At 64.4% G+C, this 17,402-nt stretch carries 18 protein-coding genes and 1 tRNA gene; 7 read left to right on the top strand and 12 right to left on the bottom strand.

The genetic code is table 11. From position 1 onward, the window contains the following. Window positions 1–40: 40 nt before the first annotated feature. From ACXJKC_RS16245 to ACXJKC_RS16225, 5 genes are read right to left on the bottom strand one after another with little or no spacing between them, the layout of a single operon-like run. Entirely contained in the window at window positions 41–802 is a 762-nt protein-coding gene (locus tag ACXJKC_RS16245) for an MBL fold metallo-hydrolase (protein ID WP_456697783.1), read from the bottom strand. After that, window positions 799–1,620 carry an NUDIX hydrolase gene (locus ACXJKC_RS16240; RefSeq protein WP_456697782.1) on the bottom strand — a complete coding sequence of 274 codons (822 nt, stop codon included), beginning with the start codon at window positions 1,618–1,620 and terminating at the stop codon, window positions 799–801. Before ACXJKC_RS16240 ends, ACXJKC_RS16245 begins: the two co-directional genes overlap by 4 nt. Then, a complete protein-coding gene (locus ACXJKC_RS16235) occupies window positions 1,617–2,075 on the bottom strand; it encodes a RidA family protein (RefSeq protein ID WP_456697781.1) in 459 nt (152 codons plus the stop codon). Before ACXJKC_RS16235 ends, ACXJKC_RS16240 begins: the two co-directional genes overlap by 4 nt. Continuing rightward, the gene (locus ACXJKC_RS16230) at window positions 2,075–2,230 is read right to left on the bottom strand and encodes a DUF4177 domain-containing protein (protein WP_456697780.1); all 156 of its coding nucleotides are present in this window, start codon (window positions 2,228–2,230) and stop codon (window positions 2,075–2,077) included. Before ACXJKC_RS16230 ends, ACXJKC_RS16235 begins: the two co-directional genes overlap by 1 nt. Window positions 2,231–2,281: 51 nt before the next feature. Beyond that, complete coding sequence (locus tag ACXJKC_RS16225) at window positions 2,282–2,848, bottom strand: hypothetical protein (protein ID WP_456697779.1); 567 nt, start codon at window positions 2,846–2,848, stop codon at window positions 2,282–2,284. Window positions 2,849–2,961: 113 nt separating this feature from the next. On the opposite strand from ACXJKC_RS16225, the gene ACXJKC_RS16220 reads away from it, so the two are divergent. Together ACXJKC_RS16220 and ACXJKC_RS16215 are read left to right on the top strand one after the other, a co-directional pair. Next, window positions 2,962–3,921, top strand: a complete 960-nt coding sequence (locus tag ACXJKC_RS16220) for an ArsA-related P-loop ATPase (protein WP_456697778.1) — start codon at window positions 2,962–2,964, stop codon at window positions 3,919–3,921. Next, the gene (locus tag ACXJKC_RS16215; RefSeq protein ID WP_456697777.1) at window positions 3,918–5,123 is read left to right on the top strand and encodes an ArsA family ATPase; all 1,206 of its coding nucleotides are present in this window, start codon (window positions 3,918–3,920) and stop codon (window positions 5,121–5,123) included. Before ACXJKC_RS16220 ends, ACXJKC_RS16215 begins: the two co-directional genes overlap by 4 nt. Here the strand turns inward: ACXJKC_RS16215 and ACXJKC_RS16210 are convergent. Next, complete coding sequence (locus ACXJKC_RS16210; RefSeq protein ID WP_456697776.1) at window positions 5,108–5,365, bottom strand: WhiB family transcriptional regulator; 258 nt, start codon at window positions 5,363–5,365, stop codon at window positions 5,108–5,110. The genes ACXJKC_RS16215 and ACXJKC_RS16210 overlap by 16 nt on opposite strands. 170 nt (window positions 5,366–5,535) lie before the next feature. On the opposite strand from ACXJKC_RS16210, the gene ACXJKC_RS16205 reads away from it, so the two are divergent. Then, window positions 5,536–7,722 carry a transglycosylase domain-containing protein gene (locus ACXJKC_RS16205; protein ID WP_456697775.1) on the top strand — a complete coding sequence of 729 codons (2,187 nt, stop codon included), beginning with the start codon at window positions 5,536–5,538 and terminating at the stop codon, window positions 7,720–7,722. Here ACXJKC_RS16205 and ACXJKC_RS16200 read toward each other — a convergent pair. Together ACXJKC_RS16200 and ACXJKC_RS16195 are read right to left on the bottom strand one after the other, a co-directional pair. Further along, window positions 7,719–9,389, bottom strand: a complete 1,671-nt coding sequence (locus tag ACXJKC_RS16200; protein ID WP_456697774.1) for a SulP family inorganic anion transporter — start codon at window positions 9,387–9,389, stop codon at window positions 7,719–7,721. The genes ACXJKC_RS16205 and ACXJKC_RS16200 overlap by 4 nt on opposite strands. Window positions 9,390–9,508: 119 nt before the next feature. After that, window positions 9,509–9,853 (bottom strand): ArsR/SmtB family transcription factor, encoded by a 345-nt coding sequence (locus ACXJKC_RS16195; protein ID WP_456697773.1) that lies wholly within the window; start codon window positions 9,851–9,853, stop codon window positions 9,509–9,511. Window positions 9,854–9,989: 136 nt separating this feature from the next. On the opposite strand from ACXJKC_RS16195, the gene ACXJKC_RS16190 reads away from it, so the two are divergent. Beyond that, window positions 9,990–11,825: a phosphoenolpyruvate carboxykinase (GTP) gene (locus ACXJKC_RS16190; RefSeq protein ID WP_456697772.1), complete on the top strand. Its 1,836-nt coding sequence runs from the start codon at window positions 9,990–9,992 to the stop codon at window positions 11,823–11,825. A 73-nt stretch (window positions 11,826–11,898) separates the two neighbouring features. Here the strand turns inward: ACXJKC_RS16190 and ACXJKC_RS16185 are convergent, their stop codons facing one another. After that, the gene (locus tag ACXJKC_RS16185) at window positions 11,899–12,360 is read right to left on the bottom strand and encodes a GatB/YqeY domain-containing protein (protein WP_456697771.1); all 462 of its coding nucleotides are present in this window, start codon (window positions 12,358–12,360) and stop codon (window positions 11,899–11,901) included. A 39-nt stretch (window positions 12,361–12,399) separates the two neighbouring features. On the opposite strand from ACXJKC_RS16185, the gene ACXJKC_RS16180 reads away from it, so the two are divergent. From ACXJKC_RS16180 to ACXJKC_RS16170, 3 genes are all read left to right on the top strand, one after another. Then, window positions 12,400–13,314 carry a metallophosphoesterase gene (locus ACXJKC_RS16180; RefSeq protein WP_456697770.1) on the top strand — a complete coding sequence of 305 codons (915 nt, stop codon included), beginning with the start codon at window positions 12,400–12,402 and terminating at the stop codon, window positions 13,312–13,314. A gap of 7 nt (window positions 13,315–13,321) precedes the next feature. Then, a tRNA-Pro gene (locus ACXJKC_RS16175) sits at window positions 13,322–13,395 on the top strand. A 104-nt stretch (window positions 13,396–13,499) separates the two neighbouring features. Further along, window positions 13,500–14,255, top strand: coding sequence for a hypothetical protein (locus ACXJKC_RS16170; protein WP_456697769.1), 756 nt, complete (start codon window positions 13,500–13,502; stop codon window positions 14,253–14,255). A gap of 13 nt (window positions 14,256–14,268) precedes the next feature. On the opposite strand, the gene ACXJKC_RS16165 is transcribed toward ACXJKC_RS16170, so the two are convergent. The 3 genes from ACXJKC_RS16165 to recR all read right to left on the bottom strand — a co-directional run bounded on the left by ACXJKC_RS16165 (window position 14,269) and on the right by recR (window position 17,313). Next, window positions 14,269–15,291: an aspartate-semialdehyde dehydrogenase gene (locus ACXJKC_RS16165; protein ID WP_456697768.1), complete on the bottom strand. Its 1,023-nt coding sequence runs from the start codon at window positions 15,289–15,291 to the stop codon at window positions 14,269–14,271. After that, complete coding sequence (locus ACXJKC_RS16160) at window positions 15,288–16,583, bottom strand: aspartate kinase (RefSeq protein ID WP_456697767.1); 1,296 nt, start codon at window positions 16,581–16,583, stop codon at window positions 15,288–15,290. The genes ACXJKC_RS16165 and ACXJKC_RS16160 overlap by 4 nt, the downstream gene beginning before the upstream one ends. A gap of 115 nt (window positions 16,584–16,698) precedes the next feature. Beyond that, on the bottom strand, window positions 16,699–17,313 hold the full coding sequence (gene recR / locus ACXJKC_RS16155) for a recombination mediator RecR (protein ID WP_456697766.1): 615 nt from the start codon (window positions 17,311–17,313) through the stop codon (window positions 16,699–16,701). Between the last annotated feature and the right edge of the window lie 89 nt (window positions 17,314–17,402).

Below are 17,402 nucleotides of genomic sequence, written 5' to 3'. Positions count from 1 at the left end.
TGACAAAGACGGTAGGTCTCGTGGGAAACCGACGACCGGGTCAGGCCAGATAGTCGAGTTGAGCTTTGACGCTCTGCTCGGCGGCCGGCCAGAGGATCTCGTCGACGTCCTTGTAGACCTTTTCGACGACTTCGCGCGGCGTCGACGCGCCGGCTTCCACCGCTGCCCTGACCTGGTCGAGTCGCTCGGCGCGGTGCTCCAGGTAGAAGTCGACAACCGGCTCGGGCGTCGTGATGACAGGGCCGTGGCCCGGCAGGATCCGCTCGACCAGACCCTCCTGCACGAGCTCGCGGATCAAGGCCAATGAGTCGAGGTACGCCCCGAGGACGCCGTCGGGATGTGCGATGACCGTCGTGCCCTGACCGAGGATCGTGTCGCCGGTCAGCAGTGAGTTCTCCGCGCCGATCAGGAAACAGGCCGAATCGGTCGTATGACCGGGAGTCGCGATGACCTCGAGCTCCAGGCCGTCGACGACGATCCGTTCCCCGTCCTCCAACGGGTCAGCACCGGTTGTGAAGTCCGGATCGAATGACCGGGTCGGCGCGCCCGTCAGTTCGGCGAACCGTCCCAACGCCTCGGTGTGGTCGAAGTGCCGGTGGGTGAACAGCACCAGCGCGACCTCCCCTGCCGCCGCGAGGACGTTCTGAAGATGCTGCTCATCGTTCGGCCCCGGATCGACGACAACCGATCGCGCGGCGCCCGGTTCGCGCAGGATCCAGGTGTTCGTGCCGTTCAGGGTCATGATGCCGGGATTCTCGGCCAGGACGAACGAGACCCGATCGGTGACCGTTGTGACGCTCATGCTGAATCCCCCAGATAGGTCTCGAGGTACGGCTCACCGTCGATCAGCACCAGTTTCGGCACGATCGTGGTGAACGTACGATCGGCCGAAGCAGCTACGACGGTCGCTGCCGTGTAGACCGAAACATCGCGGCACGTCGAGATCGTCGGCGGCATCATGGCGACCTCGCCGGCTTCGGCTGCGGCCAACGCCTTGGTCAACGGTGCCCACTCGGCATGATCGGCCTCACGGCTCATGGTTCCGACGGTCTGGCCGGCCGGAAGAGCAGCCACGAAGAACCTGGTGTCATAGCGCCGCGGTTCGAACTCCGGCGTGATCCAGTGGGCCCAGGCGCCGAGCAGATCTGCCCGCAGCACGAGACCGCGATCGTTCAGGAAGTCGGCGAACGCCAGTTCGCCGGCATCGAGGGCGACTCGTGCCGCTTCCATTTCATCGCCGGTTGTATCGGACACGATCGTCTCGCCATCAGGGCCTGCCAGAAGGATCCCGGTTTCCTCGAAGGTCTCACGAACCGCAGCAACAACCAGCCCACGGGCCAGGTCGGGCTCGCAGCCGAAACGCCGCCCCCACTCTTCGGCATCGGGGCCGAACCAGGGGATGTCGGGATGTGAATCAGTCGCCATGAGCCCGCCGCCGGGGAAAACGTACATCCCCGCCGCGAACGCCATGCTGGTCTGCCGACGCATCAAGTACGCCTCGATGCCGTCGTCCCCGTCGCGGACGACGACGATCGTCGAGGCGTCCCGTGGTTGGACCGGAGTCTGAGGCGGGTTCGCTGCCGAGTCGCGCAATCGTTCGGGCAGCGGGATGCGGATCATCGAACTTCCACCACCAGCTCGACCTCGACCGGCGCGTCGAGCGGTAGGACCGGGACGCCCACGGCGCTGCGGGCATGCTGACCGGCATCGCCGAACGCTGCGGCGAACAGCTCGCTCGCGCCATTGGCGACGCCGGGCTGGCCCGTGAAGTCGGGCGTGCTGGCGACGAAGACCGTCGCCTTGACAACGCGCACGATGTCGTCGAGCTCGACCTGCTGCCGCACGGCCGCGATCGCGTTGAGGGCGCACTGGCGCGCGCACTCGTACGCCGTCTCGGCGCTGACTTCGCCGCCGACCTTGCCCGTGGCGAGCAGTTGTCCGTCAGCCAGCGGCAACTGTCCTGACGTGAACACGAACTGTCCCGAGCGGACCGACGGCACGTAGACCGCGACGGGTGCCGGAGCAACTGGAACGGTGAGGCCGATCTCGGCAAGCCGCTCGTCGACGCCGGACATCAGGCGACCGGTCGCTTGAAGTAGCCGACAAGGCTTTCGGGGTTGGCGCCCGGAACGATCTGCACGAGCTCCCAGCCGTCAGAGCCGAAGTTGTCGAGGATCTGCTTCGAGACATGGACGAGGATCGGGGCGGTGAGGTACTCCCATTTGGTCATGATGTGACTGTATCTGGCGAAGCTGCCCTCCGATCCGGCCAGCCGTCTGAATCAGGCCTTTGCCGCTGCCAGCTTCAGAAGTTGGGTCGCCTGGTCGACCAGAACGTCGGCGGTCACGCCTGAGGCTTGGGTCAGGTTGACCGTGATGACAACACCGTCGACGAGGGCTGCGCCTTGCAGCTGAGTGTTCTCGCCGTCGCCGAATCGCCCCGTGACCGCGAACGCAGTATCACCGACCCCCGGGACGTCGGTGAGCTGCGCATCGGTCAGGGCAGAGACCGAGCCTGACTTATAGACCTCGAATCCGCCACCCAGATCAGCCTCAGGCTGGGTGTCGATCGCGACCGACGTCGCCCGAGGATCTTCCTGGTCGTACTCGCAGGCATCGAATGGCCCGACCTCGGAGGTGACGATCGCACCGATGATCTTGCCGACCTCATCGGCTGAGATCTCGGTGCACGGATCGAAGGCTTCGGCGACCTTGTCGCTGGAGTCTCCGGATTTGCCCGAGTCTCCCGAATCCACAGCGCCCTTGGCCGGAGAGGGGTCTTCGCTGCCTCCGCAGGCGCCGAGGGTCCACAACACGGCAGCGGTGACGGCGATGACGCATCGGCGCATGACAGAACTCCTTGGCCCGGGGAGCCTCCAGCGTAGGAACGTCTGAGACGGTCGGTAAGTAGGGAAATCACTGATCGAGAGGCGCCATCGCTCAAGCTCGGTAGGCTCGTGACGTGGCCCAATCGACCGAGCTCCATGTCGTCACCGGCAAGGGCGGCACCGGCAAGACAACCGTTGCCGCTGCTTTGGCGATCGCGCTGGCCGACAAGGGCAAGAAGGTTCTGCTCTGTGAAGTCGAGGGCCGTCAGGGCATCGCCCAGCTGTTCGACGTGCCGCCGCTGCCGTATGAGGAGCGGCTGGTCGCGGTCGGGCTGGGCGGCGGTGAGGTCTTCGCGCTCGCGATCGACCCGGAAGCAGCACTCCTGGAATATCTCGCGATGTACTACCGCCTGGGTCGTGCCGGCAAGGCACTCGACAGGTTCGGGATCATCGACTTCGCGACCACGATTGCGCCGGGGGTCCGCGATGTCCTGCTGACCGGCAAGGTCTATGAGGCCGCCAGACGCCGCGACGGCAACCGGTTCACGTACGACGCCGTGATCATGGACGCCCCACCGACCGGACGCATCACCCGGTTCCTCAACGTCAATTCCGAGGTGGCCGGCCTCGCCAAGGTCGGGCCTATCCGGCGTCAGGCCGACTCCATCATGCAGATGATGCGGTCGACAGCGACCCGCGTTCACCTGGTCACGGTGCTGGAGGAGATGCCGGTGCAGGAGACGATCGATGGCATCGCCGAGCTGACGTCCGAACGTCTGCCCGTCGGTCATGTCGTCCTCAATCTCGTGCGCCCATCACTCGTCTCGGCCGCCACCCGTGAGGCACTGTCCGACGGCAAACTCACCGCCGCGAAAGTCGCCAAGTCGCTGACCAAGACCCGGCTCCCCCAAGTCGCAGCCGAGCCGCTGATCGCGGGCGGGCTCGCCCACGTCGAGCGCCAGCACCTGCAGGACGGGCAGCGCGAGATCCTCGACGGGTGCGGCCAGAGTCTCGTCGAGCTGCCGCTGCTGAGTGATGCGATCGATCTAGGCGGCCTGTTCGAGCTGGCCGAACGGCTGAGGGAGCTCACATGACCGGCAAGGCCCAGACCAGCCCGTCGACCCGTAAGGGCCGCACTCCCGCCCGTGGCGGCCATCGGACCTCCCTGGGCGGCCGGCTCGACATCGATGCCCTACTCGGGTCACCTGCCACCGAGATCATCGTGTGCTGCGGTTCCGGGGGAGTCGGTAAGACCACGACGGCTGCGGCGTTGGCCCTTCGCGCGGCGGAGAAGGGTCGCAAGGTCTGCGTACTGACGATCGACCCGGCCCGCCGCCTCGCCCAGTCGATGGGGTTGACCGAGCTCGACAACACTCCGCGACCGGTCAAGGGCGCTGAGCTCGACGGTGGCTCACTCGACGCCATGATGCTCGATATGAAACGGACGTTCGACGAGGTCGTCGAACAGCATGCAACCCCTGAGAAGGCCGCACAGATCCTGTCGAACCCGTTCTACGTCGCTTTGTCGAGCTCGTTCGCGGGCACACAGGAGTACATGGCGATGGAAAAGCTCGGTCAGCTGCACGCGACCGGCACTTGGGATCTGATTGTGGTCGACACCCCGCCGTCCCGCTCCGCATTGGACTTCCTCGACGCGCCCGACCGGCTCGCGTCGATGCTCGACGGCCGGTTCATCAAGATCATGCTGGCCCCGGCGAAGGGCCCCGCACGGCTCCTGAGCGCCGGTTTCGGCATCGTCACCAGCGCACTCAACAAAGTGCTCGGCGCACAGGTGCTGACCGACATGCAGACGTTCATCGCCGCCTTCGACACACTGTTCGGAGGCTTTCGCCAACGCGCGGAGAGCACGTACGCACTGCTGCAGGCCGACGGAACCGCATTCGTCGTCGTCGCGGCGCCCGAGCCCGCTGCGATGCGGGAGGCCTCGTACTTTGTCGAACGACTCTCCGGCGAGCAGATGCCGCTTGCCGGCTTGGTGGTCAACCGGGTTCACGAGAATCCAGTCGAAGCCGTCAGCGCGGTCGACGCCGAATCGGCGAGCCACCAACTGAGCGCCGGCACCCCGACCGACAAGATGACCGCCGAACTGCTCGACATCCACGCCGACCGCATGCGGGTCGACGCGCGCGAGTCACGTCTCAAGCGACGTTTCAGTGCCGCCCATCCGGCTGTGCCGACGGTGTCGGTCGCCGCTCTTCCCGGCGACGTCCACGATCTCGACGGGCTACGTCAGATCGGTGCTCTTCTGGCCGAAACGGCTCAGACAGCGACCTGAAGGATACTGCGCCACGCGGTGACGTTCGGGCGACGACGCAGCAGCGCACGGCGTTCGCGCTCAGTCATTCCACCCCACACACCCCACTCGATGCGGTTGTCGAGCGCTTCGGCCAGACATTCGGCGCGTACATGACACGTCCCGCACACCTGCTTCGCGCGAGTCTGCTCAGCGCCCTTGACGAACAAAGCATCAGACTTACCACGGCAAGCAGCATCAGCTGCCCAATTTTCATTCCACATATCCAAACCTCCCCGAGACCGGCCACGGTGGCCGAAGTTGGTTACTTTCAAATCTAGGAACTTGGTCCCCCCGGCGTCAGAGCGTTGTGGACCATTTTGTCTAGCCACAAATGACTAGACAGCTTGTCGCCTGGCAGCTTCGCTATCACTGGTCACGTACTCTGTCTTCTATGGCATTGGACGACTTTCGCAGCTCCCTACGACGCGCAGCCCAGTCTGAAACCCGCAGCCCGCGCAAGTCAGTACTGATCGGAGCGATAGCTCGGCTCTCTGGTTTGGGTGGCCTCCTGGTCGCGATGATGCTGATCCCCGCCACCGCAGTCGTCGCCATCACGTTCAACAAGGTGACCACCGACGTCGTCAATCTGCCGCTGACCCTCGAAGATCAGCCGAGCGCCCAGACGACGCGTCTCCTTGCCGCCGACGGCTCCCTCATCGCGTATTTCTACAAGGAGAACCGGCAAGACGTGCCCCTCAAGGAGATCGCGCCGGTCATGCAGCAGGCGCAGCTCGCGATCGAGGACAACCGGTTCTACGAGCACGGCGCGCTCGACCTCAAGGGAACACTGCGAGCCCTCGTCAACAATGCCTCCGACGGTCAGACGCAGGGCGGATCGTCGATTACGCAGCAGCTCGTCAAGCTCACCCTCGTGTCACAGGCCAAGACCAAGGAACAGGTCCGCGCCGCGACCAAGAAGTCCACGGCCCGCAAGATCCGTGAGCTGAAGCTCGCGATCCAGTACGAAGAGACGCACACCAAGGACGAGATCCTGGAGCGCTACCTCAACCTGGCCTACTTCGGCGGCGGCGCGTACGGTATCAGCGCTGCGGCCGATCGCTACTTCTCCAAGAGTCCCGACAAGCTCAACGTCCGCGAGGCGGCGACTCTCGCGGGCCTGGTCAAGAACCCGGTCGACCTGGATCCCAATGTCTACCCCGAGAAGGCTTTGCAGCGTCGCAACACGGTTCTGGCCGTCATGGCCAAGCTCGGCAAGATCACCCAGGCCGACGCCGACAAGTTCTCGGCCGAGCCGCTCAAGCTGAAGACCACGGAGTTCCCGAACGGCTGCGTCGACTCCAGCGCCGAATACTCATGCGACTACGTCCGGCAGTGGCTGTTGGCCCAGCCAGCTCTCGGCAAGACCGCGGTAGAACGCCAAGCAGTACTCGAACGCGGCGGTCTGACAATCAAGTCGAATATCGACGTCAGCATGCAGAAGGCGACCGACAACGCCGTCTACGACACCGCCAAGACGACCGACCTCCAGGCGATCGCCGCCTTGGCCTCGATCGAGCCCAAGACCGGCAAGGTCCGCGCGCTGTCGCAGTCGCGCACGATGGGCCGCGACAAGAAAAAGGGTGAGTCGTACATCAATTTCACGGTGCCGACCGCGTACGGCCAGTCCGGTGGATTCCCGGCCGGCTCGACGTTCAAGCTCTTCACGGTGGCGGCCGCGCTCAAAAAGGGCATCGACGTTAGCAAGACCTACAATTCTCCGCGCAGCATGACGATTCCCGCGGGCACCTACTTCGATTGCGAGGGTGGGGGCACCGGTCCGTGGAAGGTCGACAACTCGACGAGTTCAGGCACGATGAATATGTACACCGGGACGCGCCTGTCGGTAAACACCTACTTCGCCCAACTGGAGAGGGACGCCGGTCTCTGCAACGCCGTGAAAGCCGCCGAGTCGATGGGCATCACGGTTCCGTTCCCCAATGAAAATTCGAATGCCAACAATCAGGTCCCGTCATTCACCCTCGGCGTGACCAACGTCAGCCCCTTGGATATGGCCAACGCCTACGCGACCTTCGCTTCCGGCGGCTTGTTCTGCAAGCCTCGCCCGGTCTCAGAGATCCTCGATTCTTCGGGCAAGGTACTGAAGAAGTACCGCGCCAACTGCGAACGCGTCCTGACCAAGGACCAGGCCGCCCAGATCAATGACATTCTGCGGGGCCTCCAGCAGCCTGGCGGCTTCGGCTACAACAATGGCACCGGCCTGAAGATCCCGTCTGCAGCTAAGACCGGAACCGCTCAAGACAACCAATCGGTCTGGTACACCGGCTACACGCCGGAGTTGTCGACCGCCTCGATGATCGCCGGCGTCAAGAAGAACGGCAGCCCACGCTCATTGGCCGGCGTCAAGGTCAAGGGCGCCTTCCTGAACTTCCAGGCCGTCGGTGGCTCCTCCCTCGCCGGACCCATGTGGGCCAAGGCAATGAAGAAGATTCAGGACTCCTTGGCGCCAGTGAACTTCGACACCCCGCCGAAGCGTCAGCCGGTCGCAGTCAAGAAGGATCCCAAAAAGAAGAGCGACAACGACCGCGGCAACCGCGGTCGCGGTAGAGGCCGTGACTAGGAACCGAGACCACCCTCCTGTCCAGATCCAGCATCGGCGGGCGATCGATCCGCGTCAGGCACCGCCGGAACGTTGATCGGTCGTAGGCGTTCGATGTCGCCGTCTGGCGGAGCGAGCAATTCTTTGGCAGCCATGATCGCCATGGGAGTATCCGGATAGACCAGTCCTCGAAGACGGAGCTCCTCGGCCACGCCCAAAGAACTCAGGACATCTTCGTGACCAGGCGCGATCCCGGACAGCATCACCGTGATGCCGCGGTGCTCGAGCTTGGCGATGGCGTCACCCAAGACGCGTGCCCCAGTTGAGTCGATAGCAGTGATTCTGGACATGCGCAGGATGACGACCTTCACATCGGCGATCTCTGGCAGTTCGAGCAGTAGGCGGTGGGCCGCGGCGAAGAAGAGCGGGCCATCAAGCCGGTAGGCGACGATGTGCTCGCTTAGCAGGGCATGTTCCTCAACACTGTGGTCAGCTGCTTCCAGCGGCATCTTGTCCAGGCGAGCGCTTCTGGCGACAGCACGCAGCGCCAGGATCGCCGCAATGGCGACGCCGACGCCGACTGCCGTGACGAGGTCGACCATCACGGTGACAGCGAAGGTCAAGGCGACTATGGTCGCGTCAGATCTGGTGGACCGCATCAACGTGCGTATCGACCCGGCCTCGACCATCTTGATGCACGTAGCGAACAGGACGCCGGCAAGTGCCGCCAACGGAATGTGCGATACCAAAGGTGCAGCTGCGAAGACGACGATGAGCAGAACCACCGAATGGGTGACAGCCGCAAGACGCGAGCTTGCTCCCGCACGGACATTAACTGCAGTCCGGGCGATCGCAGCCGTGGCCGGCACCCCACCGAACAACGGCGCCACCACGTTCGCGAGTCCTTGGCCGAACAGCTCCCGATCAGGATCGTGCTGTTCGTTGATGGTCATACCGTCAGCGACGGTCGCGCACAACAGGCTCTCCAGCGCCGCAAGTGCAGCGACTGCCAGCGCAGACGTGACCAGCGGACCGACGTCGCCGAGGTCGACGAACCTCAGCGACGGCACTGGCAGGCTCGATGGGAGGTGACCGAGCGAGATCAGCCCCAGGTCGAAGGTTCGAGCCAGCACCGTGACAAGCAGGATGCCGATCAGTGAGAACGGCACACCGGGACGCCATCTGCCACCGCCGATCATGAGCGCGGCGACGGCCACGGCAACCACTAAGGGTGCGACGTGGGGGTCGTGGATGTACTGACGCACCGCATCTGCGGCACTCGCCCACACTCTGTCGCCCGAGACATGCGCTATCCCCAACGCAGAGGGCACCTGCTGGAGGGCGATGACCACGGCAATACCTGCCGTAAAGCCCTCAATGACCGATATCGGCAGAAAGTGCACATAGCGACCCAGCCGAGCCGCCGCCATGGCCATGAGCAACAGTCCCGCCATGACCCCGACCATCAGGACACCTGAGACACCGAAGTGGTGGACGACAGGCACCAGCACCACCGTCATCGCACCCGTTGGGCCCGAAACCTGCACGTTGGAGCCGCCGAACACCGCGGCGACTATTCCAGCGACCACGGCTGTGGCAAGTCCTGCCTGCGCGCCGAGACCGGAGGCAACCCCGAAAGCCAGTGCGAGCGGCAACGCCACGACGGCGACCGTCAATCCCGCGATCAAGTCCTGCCGAGGGTTTCTCTGTACCGCCGCCAAATCCGCGCGGGTTGGAAGAAGCTCGCTGGCTCTGGACCGAGACCTTCGCATGAGTTCGGTGGTTGCCCGGAGCAACGGAGTGACGTTCACACTGGTTCGGCCGAATCGCGTAGGTCCGCCAGGAGACCTTCCTGGCCGACCCACATTGACGCGAGGATACGACGCCCGTACAACAGAAGTTGGGCGACGTCGGATGTTGCGAGCGTGTAGAGGACCGTCGCCCCGTCGCGTGAGGAGCTGACGAGCCCGGCTCGTCGGAGCACGGCGAGTTGTTGCGACAAGTTGGACGATTCGACCTCGATGTCTGCGAGCAGATCTCGCACAGGTCGTGGACCATCCTGGAGGAGTTCAAGCACCCTGATCCGGACGGGATGGCCCAAGGTTCGGAACAGTTCGGCCTTCGCCTGGTACAGGGGCACGTTCGCCGTCATGTGTGGACCTCGATAAGGAGTGTCGGATACGTCACTTGCAGGATACAACACTTGAAGAATTCTTCAATTGCTGTAGCGTTCCGGATATTCCAAGGTCTGCCGAGCGTGGCAGGTCAGTCGAGAGGATCGCGCAACCATGACAGACGTTGAATTGGCACTGGACAAGGCCGGCTTGAAGAATCAGGGCGTGCGCGATTACGTGCGCTACTGGGCCGAGCTCACGGGTGCGGAGGCGGTTGAGGTTGTCAGTGCGGCTGATGATGCGCGGCTGATTCAGGAGGCGTTGGCTGCGGGGGAGCTGGAGCCGGCTGGTGACGGTTTGTATTACTCGCGCAGTTATCACAAGGACACTGCTCGTTCTGAGGAGCGCACGATCGTCGCGACGAGCAGTGAGTCCGACAAGGGTGTGTATAACAATTGGCGTCCGTCGTCGGAGATGAAGCCCCTGCTCGAGGACCGCATGCGGGGAGCCTCGAAGGGCAAGACGATGTACGTCATCCCCTATCTGATGGCTCCTGCCGGTAATGCGCTTGCACCGTATGCGACGGGCGTTGAGCTGACGGATGCGCGCACGGTGGTTCTGCACATGATCCGGATGTCGCGGGTCGGTGCGCAGTATCTTGAGGACCTCGACGACCCGAATCAGTTCGTGCGTGCGGTGCACGTGACCGGTGACCTGGAGAACCTCGGTCAGGGCACACCTGATGACCAGCGCTATTTCGTCACGGTCGCCGACGAGCGCACGATCTTGCACTACGGCTCGTCCTATGGTGGGAACGCGTTGTTGGGCAAGATCGCCCACGGCCTGCGTCAGGCCGCCTACGACGGTTGGGCGTCCAAGAAGTTCCTGGCCGAGCAGTACATGCTGATCGGCATCCACGACAAGCAGACCGGCAAGACGTACCACGTCTGCGGTGGTTTCCCGAGCGCTTCGGGCAAGACGAACCTGGCCATGATGCTGGCCCCCGACGCGCTGGGCGACCGGTATCACGTGTCGTTCTACGGCGACGACATCGCCTGGCTGTGGGTCGATGAGGCCACCGGCAAGCTGTATGGCATGAATCCCGAGTACGGCGTGTTCGGTGTGGCTAAAGACACCAACGAAACAACGAACCCGACAGCACTGGGCTCGATCGCACCGGGCACGCAGGCGATCTTCACCAATATCGCCTACAACCCCGTCACCGGTCAGGTGTGGTGGGAAGGACGTACACCAGCACCGCCGGCCGATCCGACGAACTGGTTGGACTGGAAGGGCAATCCGATCACGGATCGGACCCCCGAGCAGGCCGGTGAACCGTGGGCACACCCCAACAGCCGCTTCACCACGACGCTGGACAACGTTCCCAATATCGCCCCCGACTACGACGCGCCTGCCGGTGTGCCGATCGACGCGATCATCTTCGGTGGACGTACCCGTGACCGCGAGCCGTTGATCCGCGCGATCCACAACCTGGCCGAAGGCGTCTACGACGGTCTGACCCTGGGCGCTGAGGCAACGTCGGCGGCCGAGGGCAAAGAAGGCGTCCTGCGCTACGACCCCATGTCGAACCGTCCATTCATGGCCTACGGCGAGGGCGACTACGCCCAGCACTACCTCGACATCGTCGGTGCCGCGTCCCAGCCGCCGATCTTCGCTCACGTCAACTGGTTCCAGCGCGATCCCGAAGACGGCCACTTCCTATGGCACGGCTACCGCGACAACCTGCGCCCGCTGCTGTGGCTGCTGCAGCTCAAGAACGGTGAAGTCACCGGTCGCCAGACCCCGGTCGGCATCATCCCCACAGCCGACGAACTCAACCTCGAGGGCGTCGAGATCAGCGACAAAGACCTCGAAACCATCTTGTCGATCGACATCCCACGCTGGCAGCAGGAAATGGGCTACCGCGAGGAACACCTCAAGCAGTTCCGCGACCTGCCCGAAGCGATCTGGGAAGCCCACCGCCGAGTAGCAGCAGCACTCAACGACTAACCACGTTTGACCAAAGCGATAACGCAGACAGAACCCGATTCTCACATCCAGCCGAAAGCTGCAGCTCGCAGGACTAGGCGCCGAGCTGGCGCTTGACCTCCGCGGCCACGGCACCGCCGTCGGCCTTGCCCTTGACCTGCGGCGACACGATCCCCATGACCTTGCCCATCGCCTTCATACCCTGACCCGCAGCTCCTGTGGACTCCACCGCCGCTGTGACGACCGCCGCGATCTCGTCGGCACTCATCTGCGCCGGGAGATACTCGGCGAGGATCGCTGCCTCGGCGGTCTCCTTCTCAGCAAGCTCGGGACGATTGCCGTCGGCGAACGCTTGGGCCGCCTCCCGGCGCTTCTTGGCCTCGGCACCGAGCACCGTCAGCACATCGTCGTCAGTGAGCTCATGCGCCTCCTTGCCTGAGACCTCGGCGTTGGTGATCGCGGTGAGGACCATGCGCAGGACCGACGTCCGCAACGCATCGCGTGCCTTCATCGACGTCGTGAGATCTGAGTGGAGTTGATCCTTGAGAGCTGACATGTCACCAGTGTCCCACCAGCCGGATGACATGCTGGACCCATGCGCCCTCTCATGTGGTCCGCCGCAGCGGCGGCAGCCGGACTGGCCTACGCGACGATCGAGGCACACGCCTTCACGCTGCGCCACGTGACGGTCCCCGTCCTGGCACCCGGATCGGCGCCGCTACGTGTCCTGCATCTCTCAGACACTCACATGACCCCTGGGCAGCATCGCAAACAACAGTGGCTGCGCGGTCTCGCCGACCTCGCCCCCGACCTCGTCGTCAACACCGGCGACAATCTGGCCCACCTCGACGCGGTCCCGTCGGTGCTGCGGGCCTATGGCGATCTGCTCGACCTGCCGGGCGTCTTCGTGTTCGGCTCGAATGACTACTTCTCGCCCGTGCGCAAGAACCCCGTCAACTATCTCAAGGGCGGCACGGGCGTCAGCTCACACGGCGACTGGCAACGTACCAAGGACCTGCCGTTCGAAGAACTCCGTTCGGCCTTCACGCAACGCGGTTGGACCGACCTGAGCAATCGTCACGACGCCTTGACCATCGCGGGGAGACGCCTGTCGTTCGTCGGAGTCGACGATCCGCATCTGGAGTACGACGTCCTCGACGACGAGCCGGCCGATGCGACCGCAGACCTGGCGATCGGCGTCGCCCACGCTCCCTACCTGCGCGTACTAGATCGCTGGAACTCCCTCGGCTATCCGCTGATCATGGCCGGACACACCCACGGCGGGCAGCTCCGCCTGCCGTTCTACGGCGCGCTCGTGACCAATTGCGATCTCGACCGTGCCCGCGCCCGAGGGCTTCACAACCACCAGACCAGCGGTCACGACCCCTCGTGGCTACACGTCTCGGCCGGCCTCGGGACGTCGCCGTTCACGCCCGTCCGCTTTGCATGCCGCCCCGAGGCAACGCTGCTCAACCTGACTGGGATAGACTCTTCCAGTTCCCTCTCGTAGGGAGCGTCGGGCTGTGGCGCAGCTTGGTAGCGCGCGTCGTTCGGGACGACGAGGCCGCAGGTTCAAATCCTGTCAGCCCGACACATCGAAACTCCCGGATCTGCGAAAGCAGGTCCGGGAGTTTCTCATTTATGCTTCCCTCAGACCGTTGTGTGACCTACCGCACGCTGTGTCAAACTGGAGCCATGGTCGACAAGCAGGAGCCCACCAAGCGCGTGGTCAAGCGGGTGGTCAAGAAGACGGTCGTACGCCCGGCTGCGCAGAACGAGACGCCACCGACCGTCCGCTACGGACGCCCTGTGGCGACGGCGACCAAGTCCGCCAAACCCCAGGCCAAGCTGGCGCCGAGCAAGCCTGCTGCCCGAACTGCCGCAGCGCCCAAGACCAAGCCACAGCGCCCCAGCGTCGATATCGGCGCGAAGCTCAGTGCTGCCGGTCATCGCCTCAGCGACGCCTGGTGGGTCGTCGCTGACGGCGTCCGAGACGGTTCACGGTCGGCTTGGAAGTTCTCCTCAGCCCGCGCCCGCCAAGTCGCGAGTTGGCGTCTGCCGCACATCAACCCATACCTCGCCTCGGCCATCACCGGCGCGATCGTAGGCGTGACGTCAGTCGGCCTCGGCTTCGCAGCGCTGCACGTGTTCGACCAGGTCCGTGGCGTGTCGACCGGCGGCGGCCTGTGGGGCGGCATCACCTTCATTGCGATCAGTCTTCTTGTCGCCTGGCTCGGACGAGCCCTTCTGGCCGGATTTGGATCGCACTCGGCCCGTCTGACGAGCTTCCTCGGCATCATCTTGACGATTGTCGCGATCCTCGGCCTGTTCCTCGATCAGGTCCAGACGGCTGCGGCCCTTGTCGTCATCCCAGTCCTGGCTATCGCGTCGTACGCGCTCGCCCACTGGCTGATCGACCTGGCCGAGCACGCACCTGTCGAGATCGACTGAACCTTCCGGGACGTCAGACGAGCAGTTCTGCGATCTGGATCGTGTTGAGCGCAGCACCCTTGCGGAGGTTGTCGCCACTAACGAACAGCGTCAGACCACGGTTACCGTCAACGCTCGAGTCCTGACGGATCCGCCCGACGAGGCTCGGATCGGAGCCGGCGGCCTGCAACGGCGTCGGGACGTCGACGAGCTGCACGCCGGGCGCAGCCGCCAGTAGCTCGGTCGCGCGCGCAACGGTCAGCTCCCTGGCGAACTCGACGTTGATCGACAGCGAGTGTCCGGTGAACACCGGGACGCGCACGCAGGTGCCCGAGACCCGAAGTTCCGGGATGTGCAGGATCTTGCGCGACTCGTTGCGGAGCTTCTGCTCCTCGTCGGTCTCGAAAGAGCCGTCGTCGACGACCGATCCGGCCATCGGCAGGACGTTGAACGCGATCGGTGCGACGTAGACGGCCGGATCGGGGAACGCCACGGCGCTGCCGTCATAAGCCAGCGCGTCAGCCTTGTCGATGACCGCGGACGCCTGGCCATGCAGCTCACGGACACCGGCGATGCCGGAGCCGGAGACCGCTTGGTAGGTGCTGACGATCAGCCGTACGAGGCCGGCCTCGTCGTGCAGGGGCTTGAGCACCGGCATCGCGGCCATCGTGGTGCAGTTGGGGTTCGCGATGATGCGACGGTGTGCGAGCGCGATGTCTTCGGGGTTGACCTCGCTAACGATCAGCGGAATCTCGGGATCCTTGCGGAATGCCGATGAATTGTCGACGACCATCGCGCCGGCCTCGGCGAAACGCGGCACCTGGGCGCGCGACGTCGTGGCACCCGCGGAGAACAGCGCGATATCGATTCCGGAGAGATCGGCGACATCGGCGTCCTCGATGACGATCTCCTCACCACGGAACGGCAAGGTCTTGCCGGCGGAGCGCGGCGACGCGAAGAAGCGCACCCGATCGGCGGGGAAGTTCCGCTCCTCCAGGATGCTGCGCATCGCGACGCCGACCTGACCGGTCGCGCCGACTACGGCAAGTGTTGTCATCGTCCGGTACCTCCGTAGACCACGGCCTCGACTTCGTCGGTGCCCAGATCGAAAGCCGCGTGGGCGGCGTTGACGGCGGCATCGACGTGCGCCTCGGCCACGACGACCGAGATGCGGATCTCCGACGTGGAGATCATCTCGATGTTGACTCCGACATCTGCCAGCGCGCGGAAGAACTTGGCGGTGATACCGGGCTCCGAACGCATGCCGGCGCCGACGATCGACACTTTGCCGACGCTGTCGTCGTACTGGAGTCGCTCATAGCCGACCTCCTCCTGGAGACGTGCCAGCGCCGTCATGGCGGTCTGGCCATCGGCCTGCGGCAAGGTGAACGAGATATCGGTCAGCGCCGTGGCGGCCGCCGACACGTTCTGGACGACCATGTCGATATTGATCTGTGCATCCGCGAGGGCCTGCAGAATCGCCGCCGCGAAACCGATCTTGTCGGGCACGCCGACGACCGTGATCTTCGATTCGCTGCGATCGTGCGCGACACCGGAAATGATGGCTTGTTCCATGGTTACCCCTTCAGTGGCGCCGTCGGCCGGGATGACGTCCTCAGCCTTGACGACCCAGGTGCCTGTCTTGTCGGAGAACGACGACCGAACGTGGATCGGCATGTCGTTGCGGCGGGCGTACTCGACGCACCGCAGATGCAGGATCTTGGCGCCGTTGGCCGCCATCTCGAGCATCTCTTCGTACGAGATGCGCGGGATCTGGCGGGCGTTCGGCACGATCCGCGGGTCGGCGGTGAAGATTCCGTCGACATCGGTGTAGATCTCGCACACGTCGGCGTTCAATGCCGCGGCTAGAGCTACGGCAGTCGTGTCGGAGCCGCCGCGGCCGAGCGTCGTGATGTCCTTGGTGGTTTGCGAGACACCCTGGAAGCCGGCAACGATCGCGACGGCACCTTCAGCGAGCGCGACCTCGATGCGGCCTGGAGTGACGTCGATGATCTTGGCCCGGCCATGTTCGGCGTCGGTGATGACTCCGGCCTGCGAGCCCGTGAACGAGCGCGCTTCTTGGCCGAGGTTGCCGATCGCCATCGCGAGCACGGCCATGCTGATCCGCTCTCCGGCGGTCAACAGCATGTCGAGTTCACGCGCTGCGGGCAGCGGCGAGACCTGATTGGCGAGATCGATGAGTTCATCGGTCGTATCGCCCATGGCTGAGACCACGACGACAACATCGTGGCCGGCCTTTTTGGTGGCGACGATGCGTTGGGCGACCCTCTTGACGCTTGTTGCGTCGGCGACCGAGGAGCCACCGTACTTCTGGACGACAATGCCCACGGTTCTGTCCTACCTGGTGGTGACGTACGGATGCGCGACGCTGCGCGCCCTTGAGTCTAGCGGTTGCTCAGGGGCGAGCGCATCGGCGATCCTGCCGATGGACATCGAGATGCGGTCAACCGTTGCTGGTGGCCGAGCCGATCGTCGTGCGTCCTTCGAAGGCGCGGCCGAGGGTGAGCTCGTCGGCGTACTCCAGGTCGCCGCCGACCGGCAGGCCGCTGGCGAGCTTGCTGACCCGCAGACCGTACGGCGACAGCATCCGGATCAGGTATGTCGCGGTGGCCTCACCCTCAAGGTTGGGATCGGTCGCGATGATGACCTCGGTGACGGCGCCGTCCTGCAACCGTTGGAGCAGCTCTTTGATGCGCAGCTGATCGGGGCCGACCCCTGCGATCGGCGAGATCGCACCGCCGAGCACGTGATAGCGACCGCGGAATTCACGGGTGCGCTCGATCGCGACGACGTCCTTGGACTCCTCGACGACGCACAGCACGCTCGGATCGCGGCGTGGATCGGCGCAGATGCGGCATTCGGTGTCGACCGTGACATTTCCGCAGATCGAGCAGAAATGGACCTTGGCCTTGACTTCGAGCAGCGTCGCAGCGAATCGCCGGACGTCCTCGGGATCGGCGTCTAGCAGGTGGAACGCGATACGTTGCGCGCTCTTGGGACCGATGCCGGGCAATTGCCCGAGCTCATCGATCAGATCCTGAATCACACCGTCATACATAGGTGGCTCAGTCTAGGTTGCGGCTCCCCACAGAACACCCTCGACTGGCGCAAAACCGGCCCCGAGCGGTGCGGCGTGGACAGACACGC

This window comes from Aeromicrobium sp. P5_D10 (genome assembly GCF_054049535.1).
This window is presented reverse-complemented; position numbering and strand designations above follow the sequence as displayed.